This window comes from Halodurantibacterium daqingense (assembly GCF_042666235.1).
GTDB lineage: Bacteria > Pseudomonadota > Alphaproteobacteria > Rhodobacterales > Rhodobacteraceae > Halodurantibacterium > Halodurantibacterium daqingensis.
In genome coordinates, this window is sequence record NZ_JBHTFQ010000007.1 from 170,268 (window position 1) to 193,065 (window position 22,798).

General features: G+C 63.8%; 21 protein-coding genes. 13 read left to right on the plus strand and 8 right to left on the minus strand.

Going from position 1 to position 22,798, the window contains the following annotated elements:
* Nucleotides 1-25: 25 nt before the first annotated feature.
* The 3 genes from ACFQXB_RS14120 to ACFQXB_RS14130 all read left to right on the plus strand — a co-directional run bounded on the left by ACFQXB_RS14120 (nt 26) and on the right by ACFQXB_RS14130 (nt 3,299).
* Nucleotides 26-568 carry a gamma-glutamylcyclotransferase gene (locus ACFQXB_RS14120; protein ID WP_377405243.1) on the plus strand — a complete coding sequence of 181 codons (543 nt, stop codon included), beginning with the start codon at nt 26-28 and terminating at the stop codon, nt 566-568.
* A gap of 83 nt (nt 569-651) precedes the next feature.
* A complete protein-coding gene (locus ACFQXB_RS14125) occupies nt 652-1,842 on the plus strand; it encodes a biopolymer transporter ExbB (protein ID WP_377405060.1) in 1,191 nt (396 codons plus the stop codon).
* Nucleotides 1,843-1,844: 2 nt separating this feature from the next.
* Nucleotides 1,845-3,299 (plus strand): peptidoglycan -binding protein, encoded by a 1,455-nt coding sequence (locus tag ACFQXB_RS14130; protein ID WP_377405063.1) that lies wholly within the window; start codon nt 1,845-1,847, stop codon nt 3,297-3,299.
* Nucleotides 3,300-3,557: 258 nt separating this feature from the next.
* On the opposite strand, the gene clpA is transcribed toward ACFQXB_RS14130, so the two are convergent.
* Both clpA and gloB read right to left on the minus strand, forming a co-directional pair.
* Nucleotides 3,558-5,879: an ATP-dependent Clp protease ATP-binding subunit ClpA gene (gene clpA, locus ACFQXB_RS14135; RefSeq protein WP_377405066.1), complete on the minus strand. Its 2,322-nt coding sequence runs from the start codon at nt 5,877-5,879 to the stop codon at nt 3,558-3,560.
* Nucleotides 5,880-6,081: 202 nt separating this feature from the next.
* Nucleotides 6,082-6,849 (minus strand): hydroxyacylglutathione hydrolase, encoded by a 768-nt coding sequence (gloB, locus tag ACFQXB_RS14140; protein WP_377405069.1) that lies wholly within the window; start codon nt 6,847-6,849, stop codon nt 6,082-6,084.
* Between the two features lie 61 nt (nt 6,850-6,910).
* Here gloB and ACFQXB_RS14145 point away from each other — a divergent pair, with 61 nt between their 5' ends.
* From ACFQXB_RS14145 to ACFQXB_RS14175, 7 genes are all read left to right on the plus strand, one after another.
* Nucleotides 6,911-7,657 carry a class I SAM-dependent methyltransferase gene (locus tag ACFQXB_RS14145; RefSeq protein WP_377405072.1) on the plus strand — a complete coding sequence of 249 codons (747 nt, stop codon included), beginning with the start codon at nt 6,911-6,913 and terminating at the stop codon, nt 7,655-7,657.
* A 245-nt stretch (nt 7,658-7,902) separates the two neighbouring features.
* Nucleotides 7,903-8,463, plus strand: a complete 561-nt coding sequence (locus ACFQXB_RS14150; protein ID WP_377405246.1) for a F0F1 ATP synthase subunit delta — start codon at nt 7,903-7,905, stop codon at nt 8,461-8,463.
* On the plus strand, nt 8,464-10,002 hold the full coding sequence (atpA, locus tag ACFQXB_RS14155; protein ID WP_377405075.1) for a F0F1 ATP synthase subunit alpha: 1,539 nt from the start codon (nt 8,464-8,466) through the stop codon (nt 10,000-10,002). It begins immediately after the preceding gene.
* A 24-nt stretch (nt 10,003-10,026) separates the two neighbouring features.
* Nucleotides 10,027-10,902 (plus strand): F0F1 ATP synthase subunit gamma, encoded by an 876-nt coding sequence (locus ACFQXB_RS14160; RefSeq protein WP_377405078.1) that lies wholly within the window; start codon nt 10,027-10,029, stop codon nt 10,900-10,902.
* Nucleotides 10,903-10,919: 17 nt separating this feature from the next.
* Complete coding sequence (atpD, locus tag ACFQXB_RS14165; protein ID WP_377405081.1) at nt 10,920-12,347, plus strand: F0F1 ATP synthase subunit beta; 1,428 nt, start codon at nt 10,920-10,922, stop codon at nt 12,345-12,347.
* Nucleotides 12,348-12,356: 9 nt separating this feature from the next.
* Nucleotides 12,357-12,755, plus strand: coding sequence for a F0F1 ATP synthase subunit epsilon (locus ACFQXB_RS14170; protein ID WP_377405084.1), 399 nt, complete (start codon nt 12,357-12,359; stop codon nt 12,753-12,755).
* 95 nt (nt 12,756-12,850) lie between these two features.
* Nucleotides 12,851-13,201: an H-type lectin domain-containing protein gene (locus tag ACFQXB_RS14175; protein ID WP_377405087.1), complete on the plus strand. Its 351-nt coding sequence runs from the start codon at nt 12,851-12,853 to the stop codon at nt 13,199-13,201.
* Between the two features lie 49 nt (nt 13,202-13,250).
* Here ACFQXB_RS14175 and ACFQXB_RS14180 read toward each other — a convergent pair whose 3' ends face one another.
* A complete protein-coding gene (locus ACFQXB_RS14180) occupies nt 13,251-14,267 on the minus strand; it encodes a ribose-phosphate pyrophosphokinase (protein ID WP_377405090.1) in 1,017 nt (338 codons plus the stop codon).
* Nucleotides 14,268-14,368: 101 nt separating this feature from the next.
* Between ACFQXB_RS14180 and ACFQXB_RS14185 the strand changes: the two genes are divergently transcribed.
* The gene (locus tag ACFQXB_RS14185; RefSeq protein ID WP_377405093.1) at nt 14,369-14,965 is read left to right on the plus strand and encodes a 2-hydroxychromene-2-carboxylate isomerase; all 597 of its coding nucleotides are present in this window, start codon (nt 14,369-14,371) and stop codon (nt 14,963-14,965) included.
* On the opposite strand, the gene ACFQXB_RS14190 is transcribed toward ACFQXB_RS14185, so the two are convergent.
* The 5 genes from ACFQXB_RS14190 to ACFQXB_RS14210 form a co-directional block, all read right to left on the minus strand.
* Complete coding sequence (locus ACFQXB_RS14190; RefSeq protein WP_377405095.1) at nt 14,962-16,014, minus strand: threonine aldolase family protein; 1,053 nt, start codon at nt 16,012-16,014, stop codon at nt 14,962-14,964. The two genes, ACFQXB_RS14185 and ACFQXB_RS14190, sit on opposite strands and share 4 nt — an antisense overlap.
* Nucleotides 16,014-16,472, minus strand: coding sequence for a YcgN family cysteine cluster protein (locus ACFQXB_RS14195; RefSeq protein WP_377405098.1), 459 nt, complete (start codon nt 16,470-16,472; stop codon nt 16,014-16,016). Before ACFQXB_RS14195 ends, ACFQXB_RS14190 begins: the two co-directional genes overlap by 1 nt.
* Nucleotides 16,473-16,520: 48 nt before the next feature.
* Nucleotides 16,521-17,450, minus strand: a complete 930-nt coding sequence (locus tag ACFQXB_RS14200; protein ID WP_377405101.1) for a bifunctional riboflavin kinase/FAD synthetase — start codon at nt 17,448-17,450, stop codon at nt 16,521-16,523.
* Between the two features lie 268 nt (nt 17,451-17,718).
* A complete protein-coding gene (locus tag ACFQXB_RS14205) occupies nt 17,719-18,600 on the minus strand; it encodes a TIGR01459 family HAD-type hydrolase (RefSeq protein WP_377405105.1) in 882 nt (293 codons plus the stop codon).
* A 95-nt stretch (nt 18,601-18,695) separates the two neighbouring features.
* Entirely contained in the window at nt 18,696-19,613 is a 918-nt protein-coding gene (locus ACFQXB_RS14210; RefSeq protein ID WP_377405108.1) for a manganese-dependent inorganic pyrophosphatase, read from the minus strand.
* A gap of 212 nt (nt 19,614-19,825) precedes the next feature.
* On the opposite strand from ACFQXB_RS14210, the gene groES reads away from it, so the two are divergent.
* Nucleotides 19,826-20,113 (plus strand): co-chaperone GroES, encoded by a 288-nt coding sequence (gene groES, locus ACFQXB_RS14215; protein ID WP_377405111.1) that lies wholly within the window; start codon nt 19,826-19,828, stop codon nt 20,111-20,113.
* A gap of 42 nt (nt 20,114-20,155) precedes the next feature.
* Nucleotides 20,156-21,793 (plus strand): chaperonin GroEL, encoded by a 1,638-nt coding sequence (groL, locus tag ACFQXB_RS14220; RefSeq protein ID WP_377405114.1) that lies wholly within the window; start codon nt 20,156-20,158, stop codon nt 21,791-21,793.
* Nucleotides 21,794-22,798 lie beyond the last annotated feature (1,005 nt).

Sequence of the window (22,798 nt, forward strand, 5' to 3'; positions counted from 1 at the left end):
CATGAGCAAGAGCGTCGGGGATGAAATGTGGGTTTTCGGCTATGGCTCGCTGATCTGGAATCCGGGCTTTGTCTGGGTTGAACGTCGCCTTGCGCGGGTCGAAGGCTTTCGCCGCTCGTTCTGCATGCGATCGATTCACCATCGTGGCACGCCCGAGATGCCCGGCCTTGTCCTCGCGCTTGATCCGGCCGAAGGCACGGCCTGCGAGGGCGTGGCCTTCGCCGTGGCGCCTGCTGCGGCCGATGTCACCCTGTCCTACCTGCGCGAGCGCGAGCTGATCTCGTCGGCCTATCTGGAGCAACATTTGCCGGTGGCACTTGACGACGGGCGCCTTGTTGAGGCGGTGACCTATGTGGTTGATCCGGGTCACGTTCAGTACTGCGGCGGCCTTGGTCTGGAGGAACAGGCGCAGATCATCGCCCGTGCCCGAGGGGGGCGGGGGCCGAACAGCGAGTATCTTCGGAACACCACTTGCCATCTTGAGGAACTGGGCATCGCCGACGCCGAACTGCGTTGGCTCTCGCAGCGGGTGAACTGCCTCTTGAACGGGCATCAGCCAGAGGCCTGAGCGGCGGCAACGATTTGGCGGTTGGCAGGCAGGACGGCCCGCCCTATTGTCGGGCCAAGATAACAGGGGTCAGGATCGTCCAGATGGACAAGCCCATAAAAAAGGCCGAGCCGTTCTTTTCGCAGCCCGTCCGTCAGATCGTCATGATGTTGATCGTCGTGGCGTTGACCGTTATCGGCGGTTACCTCGCGCTGCCCAGGGTCGCCTCGGTGTTTCTGGCGAATGTCTGGCTGAACGGGTTCATCTTCTTCGTTTTCCTGTTGGGGGTCCTGACCTGTTTCTGGCAGGTCACGATGCTGATCTTTGCCGTGGGCTGGATCGAGGGCTTTGCCGCTGAACGCCCCGGCCATCAGTTCACGCAGGCGCCCAGTCTGCTCGCGCCGCTGGCGGCGCTGCTGCGGTCGCGGGGCGCGCGACATCAGCTTTCGGCAAGTTCCTCGCGTTCGATCCTCGACAGCGTCGCGACCCGGATCGATGAAGAACGCGATATCACGCGCTACATCGTCAACCTGCTGATCTTCCTCGGCCTTCTCGGCACATTCTACGGGCTTGCCACCACGGTTCCCGCGGTGGTGGAAACCATCCGGTCCTTATCGCCGGGTTCGGACGAGGGCGGGCTTGCGGTCTTCGACCGGTTGATGAGCGGCCTTGAATCGCAGCTTGGCGGTATGGGAACGGCATTTTCCTCGTCGCTTCTGGGGCTGGCGGGCTCGCTTGTCGTGGGCCTGCTGGAGCTGTTCGCCGGCCACGGCCAGAATCGTTTCTACCGCGAGCTTGAAGAATGGCTGTCGTCGATCACGCGTCTCAGCCTCGCAGGCAGCGATGGTGAGGGGGTGGATCAGGCGGCCCTTGCGGGCGTGATCGACCATATGGCCGAGCAGATGGAGATCCTTCAGACCATTCACTCCCAATCCCATGCCGAACGCGCGCAGCTGGACGAACGGCTGGTCGGCCTGGCGACGGCGCTGGACCGGCTGACCCAGCGGATGGAGGCCGAAGCTGGCACGACATCGGCGATCGAGCGCATGATCGAGGGGCAGGAGAGGCTGATCGCGGCACTGCAGGGTGGTGCGGCGGGTGACGGGCTGGATGCCGAGGCGCGGATGCGCCTGCGCTCGATCGATGTGCAGTTGCTGCGGATCTTCGAGGAGATGGCCGCCGGCCGACAGGAAACCGTTGCTGACCTGCGCAGCGATATCTCGGTGCTTACCAAGTCGGTGCGTCAGCTGTCGCGAACCACCGCACGGTTCGCGGCCGGGCCGGACGGAGGCTGAGAATGGCGCTGATGCGGCGCAGCGGCCAGAGGTTCGCCGGCTCGATCTGGCCGGGCTTCGTCGATGCCATGACCGCGCTGCTTCTGGTGCTGATGTTCGTGCTGTCGATCTTCATGATCGTGCAGTTCGTCCTGCGGGAAACAATCACCAATCAGGGAAGCGAGCTGGATTCGCTGTCGCTTCAGCTTGCCGGCCTGGCAGATGCCCTGGGGATGGAGCGCCAGGAGGCCGAGCGCCTGCGCGGCGTGATCAGCGAAAGCGAGGCGCGTGTGACCGCCTTCGAAGCGCAGGTGGCAGCACTTCTGGCGGAACGGGATGCGGCGCTGGATGAACAGACGGCGCTTCGCACCTTGCTCGCCCAGACGCGGGATGAGCTGGACGCAGAGGCCGAAGCGGCGCGGCTGGCGGCTGCGCAACGCGAGGCGATCGAAGCCATGCTGGCCGAGATGCGCGACCGCGCCGAAGGGCTGGAAGAGCAGTTGTCCGAGCAGGAAGCTGCGCGGCTTGCGGAATCGGCCGCCGCTGCGGCGCTGCGGACCCGCCTTGAAAACGCCGAGGCGGAACTGACCGCCATGACGCTTGCCCTGGAGCAGCAGCGCCGCGAGGCCGAGGAGACGCTGACGCTTCTGGCGGCCGCACAGGCGGCGCGGCGCGATGCGGAACAGCTCGCCGAACGTCAGCTGTCCGAGGCCGAGCGTCAGGCGGCGCTGCTTGCCATTGCAAATGAGACACTTGCGGCCGAACAGGCACAGTCGACCGAAAGCCAGCGTCGGCTTGCCGTCCTGAACGAACAGATCGTGGCGCTTCGGGCGCAGCTTTCGGGACTGCAGGGGTTGCTGGATGCGGCAGCCGAGCGCGACACGGCTGCGCAGGTGCAGATCGAGTCCCTGGGCAGCCAGTTGAACACGGCTCTGGCTCAGGTTGCTGTCGAACAGCGCCGCCGGGCCGAGCTGGAAGAGGCGGAGCGTCGGCGGCTGGAAGAAGAGGCGCGGCAGCTTGAGCGCTTTCGTTCGGACTTCTTCGGCAAGCTGCGAGACGTGCTGGATGGGCGGGAAGGCGTGCGCGTCGTCGGAGATCGCTTTGTCTTTTCGTCGGAGGTTCTTTTCGAGCTGGGCTCTGCGAATATGGCCGCCGAGGGCAGGGCACAGATCGCCCGCGTTGTGGATATCCTGACCGAGATCGCCGATGACATTCCGCCCGAGATCGACTGGATCATCCGCGTTGATGGCCATACCGACAACCTGCCGCTTTCGGGGATCGGTGAGTTCCGGGATAACTGGGAACTGAGCCAGGCGCGCGCCCTGTCGGTCGTGCGCTACATGACCGAGGCGCTTGGCTTTCCACCTGAACGGCTCGCCGCCACGGGATTTGGTGAGTACCGACCCGTGAACCCTGGAAATACGCCAGACGCCCGCGCGCAGAACCGCCGGATCGAGCTCAAGTTGACCGAACGCTGACCGGGCGCTGCCTTGGCCCTCTCAGGGCAAGGCGGCGGAAACGGAAAGGCGCGCGAGGGGGGAGGCGGCTTTGTGCCGAAGCAAGAGCGGCGAAAACGCCTTCGAGCGGCGCGCGATGCTGAAGCCCGTTTGTCGGAAGTTCAAGGCAACCGTCGTGTGGAAGGCCTTGCCGTTCAGTCGGTCTCGAGGGCGGCCGGTCGCGCCCAAGAAAAGAACCCGCGCGGGGCGCGCGGGTTCTTCCGGATCATGGCATGATTGTCATTCGGCCGTCAGAAGCGGCGGTTTGTTCCCGGTGAGACGGGGCTTGTGCGCGTCGATCTGCAGGTCGATCGCTCCGTCCTTCAGCCCGACGCGGACCAGACCGCCCTTGGCCAGCCGCCCAAACAGCAGCTCTTCCGCCAGGGGTTTCTTGATGTGTTCCTGGATCACCCGGCCCAGCGGCCGCGCGCCCATCTTGTCATCATAACCCTTCTCGGCAAGCCATTCGGCGGCATCCGGGGAAAGCTCGATATGGACACCGCGATCCATGAGTTGGGCCTCCAGTTGCAGCACGAACTTTTCGACCACCTGCAGGATGACCTCTTTCGGCAGCGGGCCGAAGCTGATCACTGCATCCAGCCGGTTGCGGAACTCGGGCGTGAAGGTTCGCTCGATCGCGGCGGTATCCTCGCCCGTGCGACGTTCGCGTCCAAAGCCGATCGCGGATTTGGCCAGTTCCGCGGCGCCTGCGTTCGACGTCATGATCAGGATCACGTTACGGAAATCGACTTGCCGGCCATTGTGGTCGGTCAGCTTGCCGTGGTCCATTACTTGCAGCAGGATGTTGTAGACATCCGGATGGGCCTTCTCGATTTCGTCCAGCAGCAGCACGCAATGCGGGTGCTGGTCGACGCCATCAGTCAGCATGCCGCCCTGGTCAAAGCCGACATAGCCCGGAGGTGCGCCGATCAGCCGGCTGACCGCATGTTTCTCCATGTATTCCGACATGTCGAAGCGCAGCAATTCGACGCCGAGCGTGTTGGCAAGCTGCTTGGCGACCTCGGTCTTGCCGACGCCGGTCGGACCCGCGAACAGGTAGTTGCCAATGGGCTTTTCCGGTTCGCGCAGGCCCGCACGGGCCAGCTTGATTGCGGACGACAAAGCCTCGATCGCGGCATCCTGACCGAACACCACCCGCTTGAGCGACTTTTCGAGATCGCGCAGCACCTCGGCATCATCCTTCGAGACGTTCTTGGGCGGGATGCGGGCGATCTTGGCCACCACTGCCTCGATCTCCTTCGGCCCAATTGTCTTCCGGCGCCTGGATTCGGCCACAAGATGCTGGGCTGCACCGGCTTCATCGATCACGTCGATCGCCTTGTCGGGCAGCTTGCGGTCATGGATATAGCGCGCGGCAAGTTCGACGGCCGTGCGGATCGCATCGTTGGTATAGCGGATGTCGTGATGCGTTTCGAAGTAGGGCTTGATGCCCATGAGAATCTTGACCGCGTCTTCCACTGACGGCTCGTTCACGTCGATTTTCTGGAAGCGACGCGACAGCGCGCGATCCTTCTCGAAATGCTGGCGGAACTCCTTGTAGGTGGTGGAGCCCATGCAGCGCAGCTTGCCGCCCTGCAGCGCAGGCTTCAGCAGGTTGGAGGCATCCATGGCCCCGCCCGAGGTGGCGCCGGCCCCGATCACGGTGTGGATCTCGTCGATGAACAGGATCGCATCGGGATGATCCTCCATCTCCTTCATCACCGCCTTCAGCCGCTCCTCGAAATCACCGCGATAGCGGGTTCCGGCCAGAAGCGCGCCCATATCGAGCGAGTAGATGGTGGATTTCGACAGCACCTCGGGCGTGTCGCCCTTGACGATCTTCCAGGCGAGGCCTTCGGCAATCGCGGTCTTGCCCACCCCCGGGTCGCCCACCAGAAGCGGGTTGTTCTTGCGCCGGCGGCACAGGACCTGGATGCAGCGTTCCACCTCCTGATCGCGCCCGATCAGCGGATCGACCTCGCCCTTCCGAGCCTTGGCGTTCAGGTCGATGCAGTATTTCGACAGCGCGGATTCCTTGCCGGCCTCGGCACTGCTGGCGTTCTGGGCGACCTGTTCGGCCTCTTCCGCGCCGGTCACGGGACGGGTTTCGCCAAAGCTCGGATCCTTGGCGACACCATGGGCGATGAAGTTCACCGCGTCATAGCGCGTCATGTCCTGTTCCTGCAGGAAATAGGCGGCGTTCGACTCCCGCTCGGCGAAGATCGCGACCAGAACGTTCGCGCCCGTCACCTCGGTCCGGCCCGAGCTTTGCACATGGATGGCCGCGCGCTGGATCACGCGCTGGAAGGCGGCCGTCGGAACCGCTTCCGAACCCTCGATATCGGTGACGAGGGTCGAAAGGTCGTCGTCAATGAAATCTCCGAGGGTCTTGCGAAGCTCATCCAGATCCACGCCGCAGGCGCGCATCACCTTGGCTGCGTCAGGCTCGTCGATCAGAGACAGGAGCAGGTGTTCGAGTGTCGCAAGCTCGTGCCGGCGCGCGTTGGCCAGTGCCAGTGCGCCATGGATCGCCTGCTCAAGAGTGTTCGAGAACGATGGCACGATGAGTGCTCCTTTCCTAAGGGTCGGAGGCGGCAGCGCCTGTCTCCAACCGTGACCCCTTACCGTTAAAGTTCGGTTTTATCCGCCCGCCTTCAAGTTATATTTTGCCCGGCGTCACAGGATTTCATTCAGCTGCGTCAAATGTGATCGAAATCCCGTCGGTTCGTCCTGCGTCACGGTCGGAAAGGCCCGGAGGGCGGGCTCAGAACCTGTCCTTGCGAGACCGGATCTCGGTGAAAACTGCATCGTCTGATGCATGCGTCATGCCAAGAGCAGCCTTGACGGATGGCTGATCGGCCCTGAGGAACGGGTTGGTGGCAATCTCGTCGGACAGGAGCGTGGGCACGGTGGCCCGTCCTTGCGCACGCGCTGCCTCCACCGCGTCGCACCGAGAGATAAGCGCTTGATTGTCGGGTTCAATGGTGCGGGCGAACTTTGCGTTCGACAAAGTGTATTCATGTCCGGAACAGACCAGCGTTTCAGGGGGCAGGGCGGACAGCTTGCGCAGACTTGCCCACATCTGCGGCCCCGTGCCCTCGAACAGCCGGCCGCAGCCGAACGCCATCAGACTGTCTGCTGTAAAGACGACCCGCGACCGGGGGAAGTGGAAGGCGATGTGGCCGTTCGTATGTCCGGAGACATCGATCACCCGTCCCTCTTCGGCCCCTACGCGCACGATGTCCCCTTCCGAAAGGGCATGATCGAGGCGGGGCAGGCGGTGGGCATCCGCTGCAGCGCCGAGAACGCGGGCGCCCGTGGCAGCGCGCAGTTCCTCGACGCCGCCGATGTGATCGGGGTGGTGGTGGGTGACGAGGATGTCGGTCAGCCTCCAGCCGCGAAGGGTCAGGACCTCGCGGATCGGCCCCGCCTCGGGCACATCAATGACCGCCGTGTCGCCCGTAGCCGGATCATGGGCGAGATAGGCATAGTTGTCCTGCAAGCAGGGGATGGTCACAACCTCAAGGGGCATGGTCTTTCCCTTCGTGTTTTGTATGCTGCTGTCAGTCTTGACGATGGCAGGGCCGGGGGCAATGCACCTTGACGTGCTCGATCTGCGAAATTTCTATTACCGCACGGGTCTTGGCCGTGCGGCGCAGAAGGCTGTCCGCGACCAGGTTGTCGCGCTGTGGCCGGTTCAGAAGGGGCAGACCGTCGCGGGCTTCGGTTTCGCCGTTCCCCTGTTGCGCCCGTATCTGGCCGAGTCCCGTCGCGTGATCGGCCTGATGCCGGGTCCGCAGGGGGTGATGGCCTGGCCGGCGGGAATGCCCAATGTTTCGGTCCTGTGCGAGGAAGCGGCCTGGCCGGTGGCGACGGGCACGATCGATCGGTTGATCATAATGCACGGGCTGGAAACATCGGAACAACCGACGCGCTTGCTTGAGGAATGCTGGCGCGCCCTTGGGCCGGGGGGCAAGGCCATGTTCATCGTGCCCAACCGGTCGGGGCTGTGGTCGCGGCGGGAAGGCACGCCCTTTGGATTCGGGCGGCCCTATACGCTTGGCCAGCTGGAAACCCAGTTGCGCCGCCACTCCTTCGTGCCCGAACGCACGCTCGCCGCGTTGTTTCTGCCGCCTTCGCACCAGCGCTTCTGGCTGCGCACGGCGCAGATGTGGGAAAGCATCGGCCAGCGCCTGCCAACCCGCATTGCCGGGGGGGTGCTGATGGTCGAGGCATCGAAACAGGTTTATGCGCCCACGCGCCCCGGTCTCAAGGCGGCGATCGGGCGCCCGTTACGGGTGCTGGACGGACTGCCCCAGCCCGGCGCGCAGCCGGCGTGAATCACCTGTTCATGCTGCACCGCGGCGCCAAGGGCCGCGTCGTTTTCTGGATGGTCCGGGGCTGGTAGCGGTAAACGTGAAGAATTAGGTGTCCAAATGGTGAATTTGATCTGACCTCCGCAGTTGCGAGGGGTGCGGTCCTCTGCTACACCCACGCCGAATTCGGGTGGATGCCGTCGCATCCTCTATTGGCAGCCTTGTGCCGGCAGATGCCGGGGCGGGCGTAAGACATCGAAAGGGTGGACGTGTCCGAACCAGCTTCGATCTCCTTCGGCATTGCAGCACGCTATGCCACGGCCCTGTTTGAGTTGGCCAAAGAAGAAAACCAGATTGCCGCGCTGGAAAGCGATGTCGAAGGACTGGCCTCGGCCCTCGCCGACAGCGCCGATCTGCGCGAGCTGATCATCTCGCCGGTCTATTCGCGTGAAGACCAGGCCCGTGCCATCGCTGCTGTCGGGCAGGCGATGGGCCTTTCGGGCCTGACGCGCAACACCCTGGCGCTGATGGCCTCCAAGCGGCGGCTGTTCGTGCTGCGGCAGTTTGTCGCGGCCCTGCGCGAACGTATCGCCGCGGAAAAAGGCGAAGTGACGGCCGAGGTCGCAAGCGCCAAGGCGCTGACCAAGGCGCAATCGGACAAGCTTTCCAAGTCCCTGTCGGCCACCTTCGGCAAGCAGGTCAAACTCCACACCACCGTTGATGAAAGCCTCATTGGCGGTCTCGTTGTCAAAGTGGGCTCGAAGATGATCGACACCTCGATCCGCTCCAAGCTCGCAGCCCTCCAGAATGTCATGAAAGAGGTCGGATAAATGGGTATCCAAGCAGCTGAGATCTCTGCGATCCTCAAGGAGCAGATCAAGAACTTCGGTCAGGAAGCCGAAGTCGCCGAAGTGGGCCGCGTGCTCTCGGTCGGTGACGGGATCGCCCGTGTCCACGGCCTCGACAACGTCCAGGCCGGCGAGATGGTCGAGTTCCCCGGTGGTATCCGCGGCATGGCGCTGAACCTCGAAGTCGACAATGTCGGTATCGTGATCTTCGGTGACGACCGGACCATCAAGGAAGGTGACGTCGTCAAGCGGACCAAATCGATCGTGGACGTCCCGGCCGGCGACGCCCTGCTGGGCCGCGTCGTCGATGCGCTTGGCAACCCGATCGACGGCAAGGGCCCGATCGCGGCAACCGAACGTCGCGTGGCCGACGTCAAGGCTCCCGGGATCATTCCGCGGAAATCGGTGCACGAGCCGATGGCGACCGGCCTCAAGTCGGTTGACGCGATGATCCCCGTGGGCCGTGGCCAGCGCGAACTGATCATCGGCGACCGTCAGACCGGCAAGTCGGCGATCGCGATGGACACCATCCTGAACCAGAAGTCCTATAACGAGGCTGCTGGCGACGACGAGTACAAGAAGCTCTATTGTGTCTATGTCGCCATCGGTCAGAAGCGTTCGACCGTTGCGCAGCTGGTGAAGAAGCTCGAGGAAACCGGTGCGATCGAATATACGATCGTCGTAGCTGCGACCGCTTCGGACCCGGCGCCGATGCAGTTCCTTGCCCCCTATGCCGCGACCGCCATGGCGGAATACTTCCGCGACAACGGCCGCCATGCGCTGATCATCTATGATGACCTGTCGAAACAGGCTGTCGCCTACCGTCAGATGTCGCTGCTGCTGCGCCGTCCGCCGGGGCGTGAAGCTTACCCGGGCGATGTGTTCTACCTCCATTCCCGCCTGCTGGAGCGTTCGGCCAAGCTGAACGAGGATTTTGGCGCAGGATCGCTTACCGCGCTGCCGATCATCGAGACCCAGGCAGGTGACGTGTCGGCCTACATCCCGACCAACGTGATCTCGATCACCGACGGCCAGATCTTCCTGGAAACCGAACTGTTCTATCAGGGCATCCGCCCGGCCGTGAACACCGGTCTGTCGGTGTCGCGCGTGGGGTCTTCGGCCCAGACGGATGCGATGAAGTCGGTCGCCGGCCCGGTGAAGCTGGAACTGGCGCAGTATCGCGAAATGGCGGCCTTCGCCCAGTTCGGTTCGGACCTCGACGCCTCGACCCAGCGCCTGCTGAACCGCGGCGCGCGTCTGACGGAACTGATGAAGCAGCCGCAGTATTCGCCGCTCACCAACGCCGAGATCGTCTGCGTGATCTATGCGGGGACCAAGGGCTATCTTGATGCCGTGCCGGTCAAGGATGTCGGCCGGTTCGAGCAGGCGCTTCTGAACCACCTGCGCAACAACCACCGCGCCCTGCTGGACGACATCACCTTCAACGATCGCAAGGTGAAGGGCGAACTGGAAGACAAGATCAAGGCGGCGCTCGACGAGTTCGCGAAAGACTTCGCCTGAGGGCGGGACAAGAGGACAAGGTAGATGCCTAGCCTTAAGGACCTGAAAAACCGTATCGGAAGCGTGAAGAACACGCGGAAGATCACGAAGGCGATGCAGATGGTCGCGGCAGCCAAGTTGCGCCGCGCCCAGGATTCTGCCGAAGCGGCCCGGCCCTATGCCGAGCGGCTGAACGCGGTCATGGCCGGGCTGTCTGCCTCGGTCGGCAACTCGGACGGCGCGCCCCGGCTTCTGACGGGAACGGGCGCGGACCAGGTGCACCTGCTGGTGGTGATGACGGCCGAGCGTGGCCTCGCCGGGGCTTTCAACTCGTCAATCGCGCGGCTTGCGCGGTTGCGTGTGCAAGAGCTTCTGGCGCAGGGCAAGCAGGTCAAGATCCTGACCGTCGGCAAGAAGGGGCGCGAGATCCTCAAGCGGGACTTCGCGAACCTGTTCGTCGGCCATGTCGATCTCTCGGAGGTCAAGCGCATCGGTTATGTCAATGCGCATGAAATCGCACAGGACGTTCTGGCGCGGTTCGAGGCTGGCGAATTCGACGTCGCGACGATCTTCTACAACCGTTTCCAGTCGGTGATCAGCCAGATTCCGACGGCGCAGCAGATCATTCCGGCGCAGTTCGAGGCGGCGGAAGGCCAGGCGGCGTCGGCGCTTTACGACTATGAGCCGGGTGAAGAGGCCATTCTTGCCGACCTTCTGCCCCGTGGGGTTGCGACGCAGATCTTCACGGCGCTGCTCGAGAACGCGGCCTCGGAGCAGGGCGCACGGATGAGCGCGATGGACAACGCGACGCGCAACGCGGGCGACATGATCGACCGGCTGACCATCGAGTATAACCGCTCGCGTCAGGCCGCGATCACCAAAGAGCTTATCGAAATCATTTCGGGCGCCGAGGCGCTCTGACGAACCGGAGAAACGACATGGCAACAGCAGCTCAAGGCAAGGTGACGCAGGTCATCGGCGCCGTCGTCGATGTGCAGTTCGAGAACAGCCTCCCGGCGATTCTGAACGCGCTCGAAACCGAAAACAACGGCAAGCGGCTTGTTCTCGAAGTCGCTCAGCATCTGGGCGAAAACACTGTTCGCACCATCGCGATGGATTCGACCGAAGGTCTGGTCCGCGGCGCGAAAGTGACCGATCTGGGCGAGCCCATCTCGGTTCCGGTAGGCGATGCCACGCTGGGCCGGATTCTCAACGTGATCGGCGAGCCCATCGACGAGAAGGGCCCCGTGGCCGCGATCGAGACCCGCGCCATCCACCAGACGGCCCCCGATTTCGCCGCGCAGTCGACCGAGTCCGAGATCCTGGTCACCGGGATCAAGGTGATCGACCTGCTCGCGCCCTATTCGAAGGGCGGCAAGATCGGCCTCTTTGGCGGTGCCGGCGTGGGCAAGACCGTTCTCATCATGGAACTCATCAACAACATCGCCAAGGTGCACTCGGGCTACTCCGTGTTCGCGGGCGTGGGTGAGCGGACCCGTGAGGGCAACGACCTTTACCACGAGATGATCGAGTCGGGCGTTATCAACGTCGACAATCTGGGCGAATCCAAAGTGGCCCTTGTCTACGGCCAGATGAACGAGCCTCCGGGCGCACGTGCCCGCGTGGCGCTGACCGGCCTGACGCTGGCCGAGCAGTTCCGTGACCAGTCGGGAACGGACGTTCTGTTCTTCGTGGACAACATCTTCCGCTTTACCCAGGCGGGTTCGGAAGTGTCGGCGCTTCTGGGTCGTATCCCTTCGGCCGTGGGCTACCAGCCGACGCTGGCCACCGATATGGGCGCGCTGCAGGAACGTATCACCTCGACGAAGTCGGGCTCGATCACCTCGGTGCAGGCGATCTACGTGCCGGCCGATGACCTTACCGACCCGGCGCCTGCGACCTCGTTCGCCCACCTCGACGCCACGACGGTTCTGTCGCGCGCGATCTCCGAGCTTGGCATCTACCCGGCGGTGGACCCGCTCGACTCCAACAGCCGGATCCTTGACCCGGTCATCGTGGGCGAAGAGCACTATCAGGTGGCGCGCGACGTGCAGGGTATCCTTCAGCGTTACAAGTCGCTGCAGGACATCATCGCCATCCTCGGCATGGACGAACTGTCGGAAGAGGACAAGCTGACCGTGTCGCGTGCGCGGAAGATCCAGCGCTTCCTGTCGCAGCCGTTCGACGTGGCAAAGGTCTTCACCGGTGCCGACGGCATTCAGGTGCCGCTGGAAAAGACCATCGCGTCGTTCAAGGCAGTCGTGGCTGGTGAATACGACCACCTGCCCGAAGCGGCCTTCTACATGGTCGGTGACATCGACGACGTGATCGCCAAGGCAGAGCGTCTCGCCGCAGCAGCGGCCTAAGGGGGCATCATGGCCAAGACCATGCAGTTTGACCTCGTTTCCCCTGAACGGCGGCTGACCTCCGTTCAGGCGATCGAGGTGCAGATCCCCGCGGCCGAAGGCTACATGACCGCGATGCCGGATCATTCGCCCACCATCACGACGCTCCGTCCGGGTGTGCTGCGCGTGCGCAGCAACGAAGGCACGGTCGAATTTGCCGTGACGGGCGGCTTTGCCGAGATCACGCCCGAAGGGACCTCGGTTCTTGCCGAGCGTGCCCTGCCGGTTGCCGAGGTCACCGCCGAAGTCATGGACGGGTTCATTGCGGAAGCGCAGGCCGCAGCCGATCGCGCCGCACCCGAGGCCCGCGCCGAGGCCGAGCTTCTGGTGTCGGATTACCGCGCCCTGCGGGTTGCCGTCGGCGTTTGACGAGCGGAACCAGCCAAAGCGCGGCCCCGGGTTCATCCCGGGGCCGTTGTCATTCCTGAAGGCCCGTCTGGAGCGGGCAGAGGCCAAGAGACGGCATGAAACGTTTTAGCACGAACCGCGTCGGCGTGGATCAGGGCTCGCTGATGATGTTCTCGCATTATGACAGCGGGGGAGTCATGTGGACGGCAAAGGGCGCACGGGAGGTGCGGCGCATCATCACCTTTGCCGAGCCGTTCCTTGCTCCGCCTGCCGTCCATGTGGGCATGACGCTGTGGGATATCGACCAGTCGACCAACCCGCGGGCCGATCTGACGGCCGACAAGGTCAGCGAATCCGGATTCGAGCTTGTATTCCGCACCTGGGCCGATACCCGCATTGCGCGGATCCGGGCGGATTGGATGGCAATCGGCGCGCTGCGCGATGATGACATGTGGGACGTGGACTGAGAGCACGTTCCGGGATGCCCCGCAGCCGTGGCCGCGGGGCGCCCTTCTTCTAGCGGGAATACATCCCCTCATAGATCGGCCAGAGCGTATCGGTCTCGAAAAGCGACGAGACGGAGGTGCCGCTCCAGATGTTCAGAATCGCCTGGGCGAACATTGGTGCCGTCGGCACGATACGGATGTTTGGCGCGGCCTTCACGGCCTCGGTGGGTTCGATGGAGTCGGTGATGACGAGGCTTTTCATCACCGATTTGGTAATTCGCTCCACCGCCGGCCCCGACAGCACCCCGTGGGTGATATAGGAATGAACCTCGGTGGCGCCATTCTCGATCAACACCTCGGCCGCCTTGCACAGGGTGCCGGCCGTGTCGCAGATGTCGTCCACGATGATGCAGGTCTTGCCCTTGACGTCACCGATCACGGTCATTTCCGCAACCTCGCCGGGCTTTTCGCGGCGCTTGTCAACGATGGCCAGCGCGCAGCCGATCCGCTTGGCGAGTTCCCGCGCCCGCGCCACGCCCCCGACATCGGGTGAGACGATGGTGACATCCTGCAGGCGGCCGCGGAAGTTGTGTTCCACGTCGAGCGCGAAGACCGGTGCGGCATAAAGATTGTCCACCGGGATGTCGAAGAAACCCTGGATCTGCGTCGCGTGCAGATCAAGGGTCAGCACGCGCTCGATCCCCGCTTCGGTCAGAAGGTTGGCAACCAGCTTGGCGGAAATCGGCGTGCGGGCCTTGGTGCGGCGGTCCTGGCGGGCATAGCCGAAATATGGAATGACCGCGGTGATCCTGGCTGCCGAAGACCGGCGCAGCGCATCGGCGATGATCAGCAGCTCCATCAGGTTGTCATTCGCGGGGTTCGACGTCGGCTGGATGATGAACATGTCCTCGCCGCGCACGTTCTCATAGACCTCGACGAAGATTTCCTGGTCGTTGAACCGTTCGACGCGGGCATCCACCAGGCTGACCGACATGCCGCGATGCATCGACATCCTGCGGGCGATGGCATTGGCAAGCGTCCGGTTGGCATTGCCGGCAATCAGCTTGGGTTCGTTCATGGCGGGCATGGGAGGGTCCTTGGCAGCAGCTTGTAAGGGATTCGCGACGTTGACACCGCTTATCACCCGACTACGCTCTTGCAAACCTCGGCGGGCAAGGAGCGGCCTTCATGGCGCATATCGACTACTATCTCACCACCCTCTCTCCCTACGTCTATCTGGCCGGAACCCGGCTGGAGGAGATTGCGGCCAGGCATGGGGCGACGATCCGTTTCATTCCGCTGGATGCCGGCGCGCTTTTCGCGCGAACGGGCGGCACGGCCCTCGCTGACCGCCACGAAAGCCGGAAGGAATACCGCCTGCAAGAGCTGCGTCGTCAGTCGCGCAAGGCGGGGCTGCCGCTTGAGCTGCGGCCACCCTTCTGGCCCACCAATGGCGCACCCTCGAACTATGCTGTCATTGCGGCGCAGGCCGCGGGCGAGGGCGACGTGGGCGCGCTGGTGCATGGTTTCGGGCGTGCCTGCTGGGCCGAGGGCCGCGATATTGCCGAGGACGGCGTGATCCGCGATGTGCTGGTTCAGGCAGGCTTTGATCCGGGTGTGGCCGATCGCGGCCTGCTGATGGCGGCCGACACCTACGCGTCGAATCTTGAGGCTGCGGTGACCGCAGGTGTGTTCGGTGTGCCGTTCTACGTGGTAGGCGAGGAACGTTTCTGGGGTCAAGATCGCCTGGACGATCTTGACGCCCACCTGTCGGAGCAGCTTTAGCCCGCGATCAGATCGAGAAAGTGGTCGACATCCGCATCTGTCGTGGACCAGCTGCAGACCAGCCGCGCGGCGATTGGCGTTGTTGCGTCGCCTTCAAGCGACTGGTTGCCGGGCCAGAGGTAATAGGCGGCCCCCGCCGCTTCGGCGCGGCGGTGCCCTTCCCGTGGCCAGGCGGCAAAGACCGCATTGGCCTCGGTCGGATGGACAAGCCGCGCCCCTGGCACCCGGAGAATGCCCTCAGACAACCGTTGCGCGGCCGCGTTGGCCTGACGGGCAAGGCGCAGCCACAGATCGTCGGTCAGATAGGCGTCCATCTGGGCCGACAGGTAGCGGTGCTTGGAAAACAGGTGTCCGCCTCGCTTGCGGCGCAGCTCAAACTCCCAGGCTTTTGCAGGGTCGAATATCACAACCGCTTCGACACCCATCAGGCCGTTCTTCGTCCCGCCGAAGGACAGGACGTCGATTCCTGCCTTCCAGGTCATTTCGGCCGGGGTGCAGCCGGCGCTGGCGATGGCATTGGCAAAGCGCGCGCCATCCATGTGGCTGGGCAGGCCATGGGCCTTGGCGATTGTGGTCAGGCGCGCGACGTCGGCCGGACGATAGATGGTGCCGTTTTCGGTGGCGTTGGTCAGGCTCAGCATGCCCTTCTGCATGTTGTGCACGCCGGCGCGGGCGGTGAAGTCGATCGCGGTTTCAAGCCCCTCGGGCGTCATGCGAGCGTGTTCGCCATCAATCAGCACCAGCTTGCCACCACCGATGAAGAACTCGGGCGCACCGCATTCGTCTTCCTCGATATGTGCGTTCCGATGGCAGTAGACGCTGCCCCAGGGCGGGGTGAAGATGGCAAGCGACAGCGAATTTGCCGCTGTGCCGGTGGCGACCAGATAAACCGCGGCTTCGGGCGCCTCGAACAGATCGCGGATCCGGGCGCGGACCCGCTCCATGATCGCATCGTTTCCGTAGGGCATCGCATAGCCCTCGTTCGCATGGCCGAGGGCGGCAAGCACCTCCGGTGCCACGGGCGAGCTGTTGTCAGAGGCAAAGAACATCAGGGCTCCTCATCGATGATATAATCTTCCCATTCGTCCTCCGAGATTTCGAACTCGGGCACGGTCATGCCGCGCACGGAAGCGCCGGCGTCGTGGACCGAGTCCGGATCGCCGGTCAGAAGGGGATGCCAGTCGGGCAGGGGGCGGCCTTCGTGAAGAAGCCGATAGGCGCAGGTGCGGGGCATCCAGTAGGCGATATCGGCAATGTTCTTCGGGCTGAGCACCACGCATTCGGGAACGAACTGCTTGCGGTTTTCGTATTGGGCGCAGCGGCAGGTGGCGTCATCCAGAAGTCGGCAGCCGATGCGAGTAAAGGCGACCTCTCCGGTATCGGGATCTTCCAGCTTGTTCAGACAGCATTTGCCGCAGCCGTCACAGAGCGCCTCCCATTCGGGCGGCGTCAGCTTGTTCAGCGCATGGCGTTCCCAGAAACGGGGGCGGAGGCGGCTCTGGCTCATGCGCGCGACAGTGGCTGGGTTTCTTGGCAAAGGAAAGGTCCCGCGGCGTCACGCCCGCGCGAGGATGTCGCGCGCGCGCACGCAATCGGCATCCATCTGCGCGATCAGCGCCGGCAGCCCGTCAAAGGTCATTTCCGGGCGCAGGAACTCCACCAGCGCGACCGAAAGGTGTTCTCCATAAAGATCACCATCAAAGTCGAACAGGAAGGTTTCGAGGTTGGGAAGGTTCTGGCCGAACATCGGTCGGACCCCCATCGACGCCGCGCCGCCATAGCTACCCCGGTGCGGCCCGGTCAGCACATCGACATGGACGGCATAGACGCCGAAACGGGGCGGGTGCAGCCCCGCGATCGACATGTTCGCCGTGGGATAGCCCAGTTCGCGGCCGCGCTTGTGGCCATGCACCACCTCGCCTTCGATCCGGTGCCAGTGGCCCAGCATCGCGCGGGCCTCGCGGGTATGGCCCAGGCTCAGCGCGTCACGGATCGCGGTCGACGAGATCGACCTGCCTTCGGTCTCCAGAAGCTCGGCAATGGTCAGTCCAAAGCCGAAGGCGGCGCCGAAAGTGCGCAGATCCTCGGTCGTGCCCCGACGGCCCTTGCCGAAGCAGAAATCCGCCCCCACTGTCACATGCGCGGCGCCGATCCCCTCGGCCAGCACCTGCTGTGCGAATTCCCGCGCCGAGAGCGCAGCCAGCGCCGCGTTGAAAGGGAGTTCGTAGAGGACGCTGACCCCCAGCTTCGCCAGGCGGTTGGCGCGTGCCTCGGCGTTCATCAGGCGGAACGGAGGCGCGTCGGGGGCAAAGAACTCACGCGGGTGGGGCTCGAAGGTCAGAACGCCCAGCGGAGCATCGGCACCCCGGCGTGCAAGATTCAGAACCGACTGATGCCCCCGGTGCACCCCGTCGAAATTGCCGATGGCAATGCTCGCGCCGCGATCCTGCGGTCCAAGACCGGCCCAGTGCCTGATGATCCGCATCGTCCCCCTGGGCGGGGAACCCGCCGCTTTGCAGTCCGTGTCACTCGTGATCCGGATACGGGCAGAGCTGCCGCATCCCTCTGAACGCTGGTATCGCCTACGGCCGGGCGGGTTTCAAGGGCAAGGCCGCTGCGTAAGCATCCTGCCGCGAGGCGATGCGTCAGCCAGCCAGAGGGTCTCGCGCTGAATGCCCGCAGCATCCGCGGCGCCGTGACCGCAGGGGCCCGGTCCGCGTCTGCGCTAATCCGTCCGGCTCTGCCGAAAAGGGCTAGCGCAGACGGCCGATTACAGCCGAGGGCGAAAGCTGCCGTTCCTGCAGCCAGGGTAGCAGCAAGGCTTCTTGCGGATGTTCGGGGTCCTCGCCCAGTTCGTTCGCAGCCAGACCGCCGGTGATGAAAAGGGTGTCGATCCCTTCGCTGACGCCGCCCTGCACATCGGTGAAGATTCCGTCTCCGACGGCAAGGATGCGGCGGTCGTCGATGACCTTGTCCATCGCCGTCAGGCGTCGCCGCGCCAGATCATAGATCGGCGGATGGGGTTTGCCGAAATAGAGGCTCTGCCCGCCCATCTCGGTGTAAAGCTCGGCCAGCGCGCCGGCGCAGAAGATCCGGTCCTCGCCCAGATCGACGACGATATCGGGGTTGGCGCACAGAAGCTTCATGCCGGCATATTTTGCGCGCAGAAGCGTCCCGCGGTATTCTTCCGGTGTTTCCGACATCTCGTCAAAGAGGCCGGTGCAGACGATGCCTTCGGCTTCCTCCAGCGGCACACGTTCGACACTGCCGAGGGCGCGCAGATCGTCCGGAATCTCGGTGAAGAACGGCTCGTCCTTGGGGGGGCCAAGGTGCCAGACCTTGCGACCGACTGCACCCATGATCATGCCCGCTTGCGCGGCATCGCCCGAGGTGACGATCGCGTCCCAGGCGTCGCGGGGGATGCCCAGCCTGTCGAAGGTGGCGGAAACTGCAGGCCCCGGGCGCGGTGCGTTGGTCATCAGGATCACGCTGCCACCCTTGCTGCGAAAGGCCTGCAATGCGGCGATTGCAGCCGGATAGGCCTGCTGGCCATTATGCACGCAGCCCCAGAGGTCGCAAAAAAGCGCGTCATACTGTTCCGAAATGTCGCTCAGCGACTGGATGATCCGCGTCATGATCTGCCCCTGGATTGGCTTGCCGGGGATGTAGACCTGATCCCCGTGGAAAAGAAAAGGGGCGCCGGCGCCCCTTTCATGTGGCGACGGATGCCTTACAGCGCCAGGGCCGGGATGATCTGCTTCTTCCGGCTCATGATGCCCGGCAGGACGACCGTATCGCTGACGACCGTGGCGCCGAAGCTCTTTTCGGCAACGCTTTTCACCAGGTCATTCGGCACCAGCAGCGTTGCCTCCTCGCGCAGGATATCGACGACGAACAGCAGAACCTGATCGGCGCCGTCCTCGGCCGCGACCAGGGGCATTGTGGCCATCAGGCTGTCCTTGCGGTCCAGAATGAGTTTCGGTGCTGTGGTTTCCAGAACCGAAACCCGGAACTGCTTGCCCGCAACTTCATATTCCTTGGAATCCATCCGCAGAAGCTCCGCATCGGAAAAGGCGGACACGTCGGATTTCGCCTCGAACAGCTCTGCAGCATAGGACGGGATGTCGATGCCCAGCTGTGCGGCGAGCTGAAGTGCCACGTCACGGTCGTGGTCGGTCGTGGTCGGGCTGCGGAATTCGAGCGTATCGGACAGGATGCAGGACAGCATGGCACCCCGGATCGCCGGCGGCATCTTGTCGGTGTCGTCGCCCATCAGGTCATGCATGATGGTTGCGGTGCAGGCGAGCGGCCGGACGGTGATGTTGATCGGCGTCCGGGTCTTCAGCCCGCCCTGAAGGAGGTGGTGATCGATGATCTCGAGCACCTTCGCCTCGTTGATCGAAGGGGGAAGTTCGGCGAGGTTGTTGGTGTCAACGATGACGCAGCTGTCCTCGGCGGTGACATCGGCGATGATCTCGGGTTTCTCGAGGCCCCAGCGCTTCAGGACAAAGGCTGCCTCGGTGTTCGGCTCACCCAGAAGCACCGCCTTGGCAGGGGTGCCCTTCACTTCGGACAGGTACCACGCCCAGATGATGGGCGATCCGGTCGAATCGGTATCGGGGGCCTTGTGGCCGAAAACTTTGATCATGGAAGGGTTCATCCGGTTAGGGTCATCACGTGGGCCTTATAGGACGGTGCCAGTGCCTTGTCACCAGCCCCCGACCGTTCGGGCAGATGCCACGGATTTTCATCCTCCCCGTTGACAGGGCCGCGACGATTGCCTAGCTACGGGTCGTTAGCACTCACCATGTACGAGTGCTAACGGGATTATAACCTGGAACCTTTAGGGAGCGTTCTCAGATGGCATTCAAACCGTTGCACGACCGTGTTCTGGTTCGCCGCGTTGAAGGCGACGAAAAAACCAAGGGCGGTCTGATCATCCCCGACACCGCCAAGGAAAAGCCGGCCGAGGGCGAGGTGGTCGCGGTTGGCGAAGGCGCGCGCAAGGATTCGGGCGAGCTGATCGCACCGGCCGTGAAGGCCGGCGATCGCGTGCTGTTCGGCAAGTGGTCGGGCACCGAGGTCACGATCGATGGCCAGGAACTGCTGATCATGAAAGAAAGCGACATCCTCGGCATCATCGCCTGAGCCGTCGCATATCCGTAATTCAGACAACCAGGAGCAAGCACAATGGCTGCTAAGGACGTCAAGTTCGATACCGATGCCCGCGACCGCATGCTGCGCGGCGTCAACATCCTCGCCGATGCCGTGAAAGTGACGCTGGGCCCCAAGGGCCGCAACGTCGTGATCGAGAAATCCTTCGGCGCTCCGCGCATCACCAAGGACGGTGTGTCGGTTGCCAAGGAAATCGAGCTTTCCGACAAGTTCGAGAACATGGGCGCGCAGATGGTGAAAGAAGTCGCCTCGCGCACCAATGACGAGGCCGGCGACGGCACCACCACCGCGACCGTTCTGGCGCAGGCGATTGTCAAGGGCGGTCTCAAGGCAGTTGCCGCCGGCATGAACCCGATGGACCTGAAGCGCGGCATCGATCTGGCCACCGCCAAGGTCGTCGAAGCGATCAAGGCTGCGTCGCGCCCCGTGAGCGACAGTGCCGAAGTTGCGCAGGTTGGCACCATCTCGGCCAACGGCGAAGCTGAAATCGGCCGTCAGATCGCCGATGCGATGCAGAAGGTCGGCAACGAGGGTGTCATCACCGTCGAAGAGAACAAGGGCCTGGAGACCGAGACCGAGGTCGTCGAAGGCATGCAGTTCGACCGCGGCTATCTCTCGCCCTACTTCGTCACCAACCCCGACAAGATGGTGGCCGAGCTTGAGGACGCGCTGATCCTGCTGCACGAGAAGAAACTCTCGTCGCTGCAGCCGATGGTTCCGCTGCTCGAAGCCGTTATCCAGTCGCAGAAGCCGCTGCTGATCATCGCTGAAGACGTCGAAGGCGAAGCGCTGGCGACCCTCGTGGTCAACAAGCTGCGTGGCGGCCTGAAGATCGCTGCCGTGAAGGCTCCGGGCTTCGGCGATCGCCGCAAGGCCATGCTGCAGGACATCGCGATCCTGACCGGCGGCCAGGTGATTTCGGACGATCTCGGCATGAAGCTGGAAAACGTTACCATCGACATGCTGGGTCGCGCCAAGAAAGTGTCGATCACCAAGGACGCGACCACCGTTGTTGACGGTGCCGGCGACAAGGCGGAAATCGCAGCCCGTGTGGCCCAGATCCGCACGCAGATCGAGGAAACCACCTCGGACTACGACCGCGAAAAGCTGCAAGAGCGCGTCGCGAAGCTCGCCGGTGGCGTTGCTGTCATCCGCGTGGGCGGCATGACCGAAGTCGAAGTGAAAGAGCGCAAGGACCGCGTCGATGACGCCCTGAACGCGACTCGCGCAGCTGTGCAGGAAGGTATCGTCGTTGGCGGCGGTGTTGCCCTGATCCAGGCTGGCAAGACGCTGGAAGGTCTGGAAGGCGCGAACTCGGACCAGAACGCCGGGATCGCCATCGTGCGCAAGGCGCTGGAAGCGCCGCTGCGTCAGATCGCGCAGAACGCGGGCGTGGACGGCTCGGTTGTTGCCGGCAAGATCCGCGAAAGCGAAGACAAGTCCTTCGGCTTCAACGCGCAGACCGAAGAATATGGCGACATGTTCAAGTTCGGCGTGATCGACCCGGCCAAGGTTGTCCGCACCGCGCTCGAGGATGCTGCTTCGGTGGCGTCGCTGCTCATCACCACCGAGGCGATGATCGCAGAAAAGCCGCAGGACAAGGCTCCGGCCGGCGGTATGCCCGACATGGGCGGCATGGGCGGCATGATGTAATCCTGCCCATCAGGAACGGGAAACGGGGCCTTCGGGCCCCGTTTTTCTTTTGCGGTGCGATGGTCTGCAAGCCTGCCCGCAGAGGGGCGGAGGGTTCACCAGGTGTCTCGTGATCCTGTTCCGCTCGCGCAGGATGCCGCGTGATCCTGTAACAGCCTGTCGCTCGGGCAGGGGGCCGGGCCAGGTGCCTGTCATGGCAGTTGAGGGCTGAACTGGCGACGCTTGGACCGACGACGGGGGATGATCGTGACAATCCGGGCCTTTCGGATCACGCCGCTAGAATCGTGCGCCGCAGACTGCCGTCGTTGCCACTGGCCCATGCCGGAGAGGCTTCCGATCGCGGCGGCGGCGCCGGAAGAGGCGCTGGCGTGGCGGTCTTGGTGCGGAGCGCCGCTCAAACTGGCGGGGCCTGGCGATGCCGCCTGATCCCGAGGCAGGAGCCATCGCCAGATCCGGGGCTGTGACGCGATCGGCCTTCGCTTTCACGCGGGCGGTCGCCGTCAAGTGTCTCGCCCGCGCCGTGCCGCGCATTCACGAAACGGGCCGAAGCCAGGATCCGGAACGTGACGATATCCTCGCGCAGGTCCTGGACATGACCTTCGCGCAATAGGCAGTGCTCTTCCATGCCTGGCCGAAGGAGGAACTGCGCCGCGGGTCTGAAACTGCCTGGCCGGACTTTCGCCGACCCTCTCTTGAACATGACGCATTTGTCGGGTGATTGAACCGGCAGGAGACGGGGCGGCTGCTGCATGGAGGCGCTTCGGCCGTGTCCCGGCTTCAGGATCGCGCACAGCCGGACCGCAAGGCAGATGCCGTTGCGACTGACGCAGTCTCGGCGCGTCATTGGTTCGGTCCCGAGCATGGGCAAGAACCGGATCGCCGCCCTTCGATCACTCTGGTCGAAGCGGTCGTTCTGCCCCTCGACAGCAGCCGGAAGCGGTCAACCTTCCGTGCCCGCAAATGTTCCGTCGCTCGCGCAGCTTTATTTTCCTCGATTTGCGGAAC

What these genes read in the sequence shown, in the direction of transcription:
- ACFQXB_RS14175 (WP_377405087.1), top strand. Translation starts at nt 12,851, where the DNA reads ATGAAACGTTTTAGCACGAACCGCGTCGGCGTGGATCAGGGCTCGCTG.
- ACFQXB_RS14120 (WP_377405243.1), top strand. Translation starts at nt 26, where the DNA reads ATGTGGGTTTTCGGCTATGGCTCGCTGATCTGGAATCCGGGCTTTGTC.
- ACFQXB_RS14190 (WP_377405095.1), bottom strand. Translation starts at nt 16,014, where the DNA reads ATGTTCTTTGCCTCTGACAACAGCTCGCCCGTGGCACCGGAGGTGCTT.
- ACFQXB_RS14185 (WP_377405093.1), top strand. Translation starts at nt 14,369, where the DNA reads ATGGCGCATATCGACTACTATCTCACCACCCTCTCTCCCTACGTCTAT.
- ACFQXB_RS14160 (WP_377405078.1), top strand. Translation starts at nt 10,027, where the DNA reads ATGCCTAGCCTTAAGGACCTGAAAAACCGTATCGGAAGCGTGAAGAAC.
- ACFQXB_RS14195 (WP_377405098.1), bottom strand. Translation starts at nt 16,472, where the DNA reads ATGAGCCAGAGCCGCCTCCGCCCCCGTTTCTGGGAACGCCATGCGCTG.
- gloB (WP_377405069.1), bottom strand. Translation starts at nt 6,849, where the DNA reads ATGCCCCTTGAGGTTGTGACCATCCCCTGCTTGCAGGACAACTATGCC.
- ACFQXB_RS14200 (WP_377405101.1), bottom strand. Translation starts at nt 17,450, where the DNA reads ATGCGGATCATCAGGCACTGGGCCGGTCTTGGACCGCAGGATCGCGGC.
- ACFQXB_RS14130 (WP_377405063.1), top strand. Translation starts at nt 1,845, where the DNA reads ATGGCGCTGATGCGGCGCAGCGGCCAGAGGTTCGCCGGCTCGATCTGG.
- atpA (WP_377405075.1), top strand. Translation starts at nt 8,464, where the DNA reads ATGGGTATCCAAGCAGCTGAGATCTCTGCGATCCTCAAGGAGCAGATC.
- ACFQXB_RS14125 (WP_377405060.1), top strand. Translation starts at nt 652, where the DNA reads ATGGACAAGCCCATAAAAAAGGCCGAGCCGTTCTTTTCGCAGCCCGTC.
- groES (WP_377405111.1), top strand. Translation starts at nt 19,826, where the DNA reads ATGGCATTCAAACCGTTGCACGACCGTGTTCTGGTTCGCCGCGTTGAA.
- ACFQXB_RS14210 (WP_377405108.1), bottom strand. Translation starts at nt 19,613, where the DNA reads ATGATCAAAGTTTTCGGCCACAAGGCCCCCGATACCGATTCGACCGGA.
- ACFQXB_RS14180 (WP_377405090.1), bottom strand. Translation starts at nt 14,267, where the DNA reads ATGCCCGCCATGAACGAACCCAAGCTGATTGCCGGCAATGCCAACCGG.
- groL (WP_377405114.1), top strand. Translation starts at nt 20,156, where the DNA reads ATGGCTGCTAAGGACGTCAAGTTCGATACCGATGCCCGCGACCGCATG.
- ACFQXB_RS14145 (WP_377405072.1), top strand. Translation starts at nt 6,911, where the DNA reads ATGCACCTTGACGTGCTCGATCTGCGAAATTTCTATTACCGCACGGGT.
- ACFQXB_RS14205 (WP_377405105.1), bottom strand. Translation starts at nt 18,600, where the DNA reads ATGACGCGGATCATCCAGTCGCTGAGCGACATTTCGGAACAGTATGAC.
- atpD (WP_377405081.1), top strand. Translation starts at nt 10,920, where the DNA reads ATGGCAACAGCAGCTCAAGGCAAGGTGACGCAGGTCATCGGCGCCGTC.
- ACFQXB_RS14170 (WP_377405084.1), top strand. Translation starts at nt 12,357, where the DNA reads ATGGCCAAGACCATGCAGTTTGACCTCGTTTCCCCTGAACGGCGGCTG.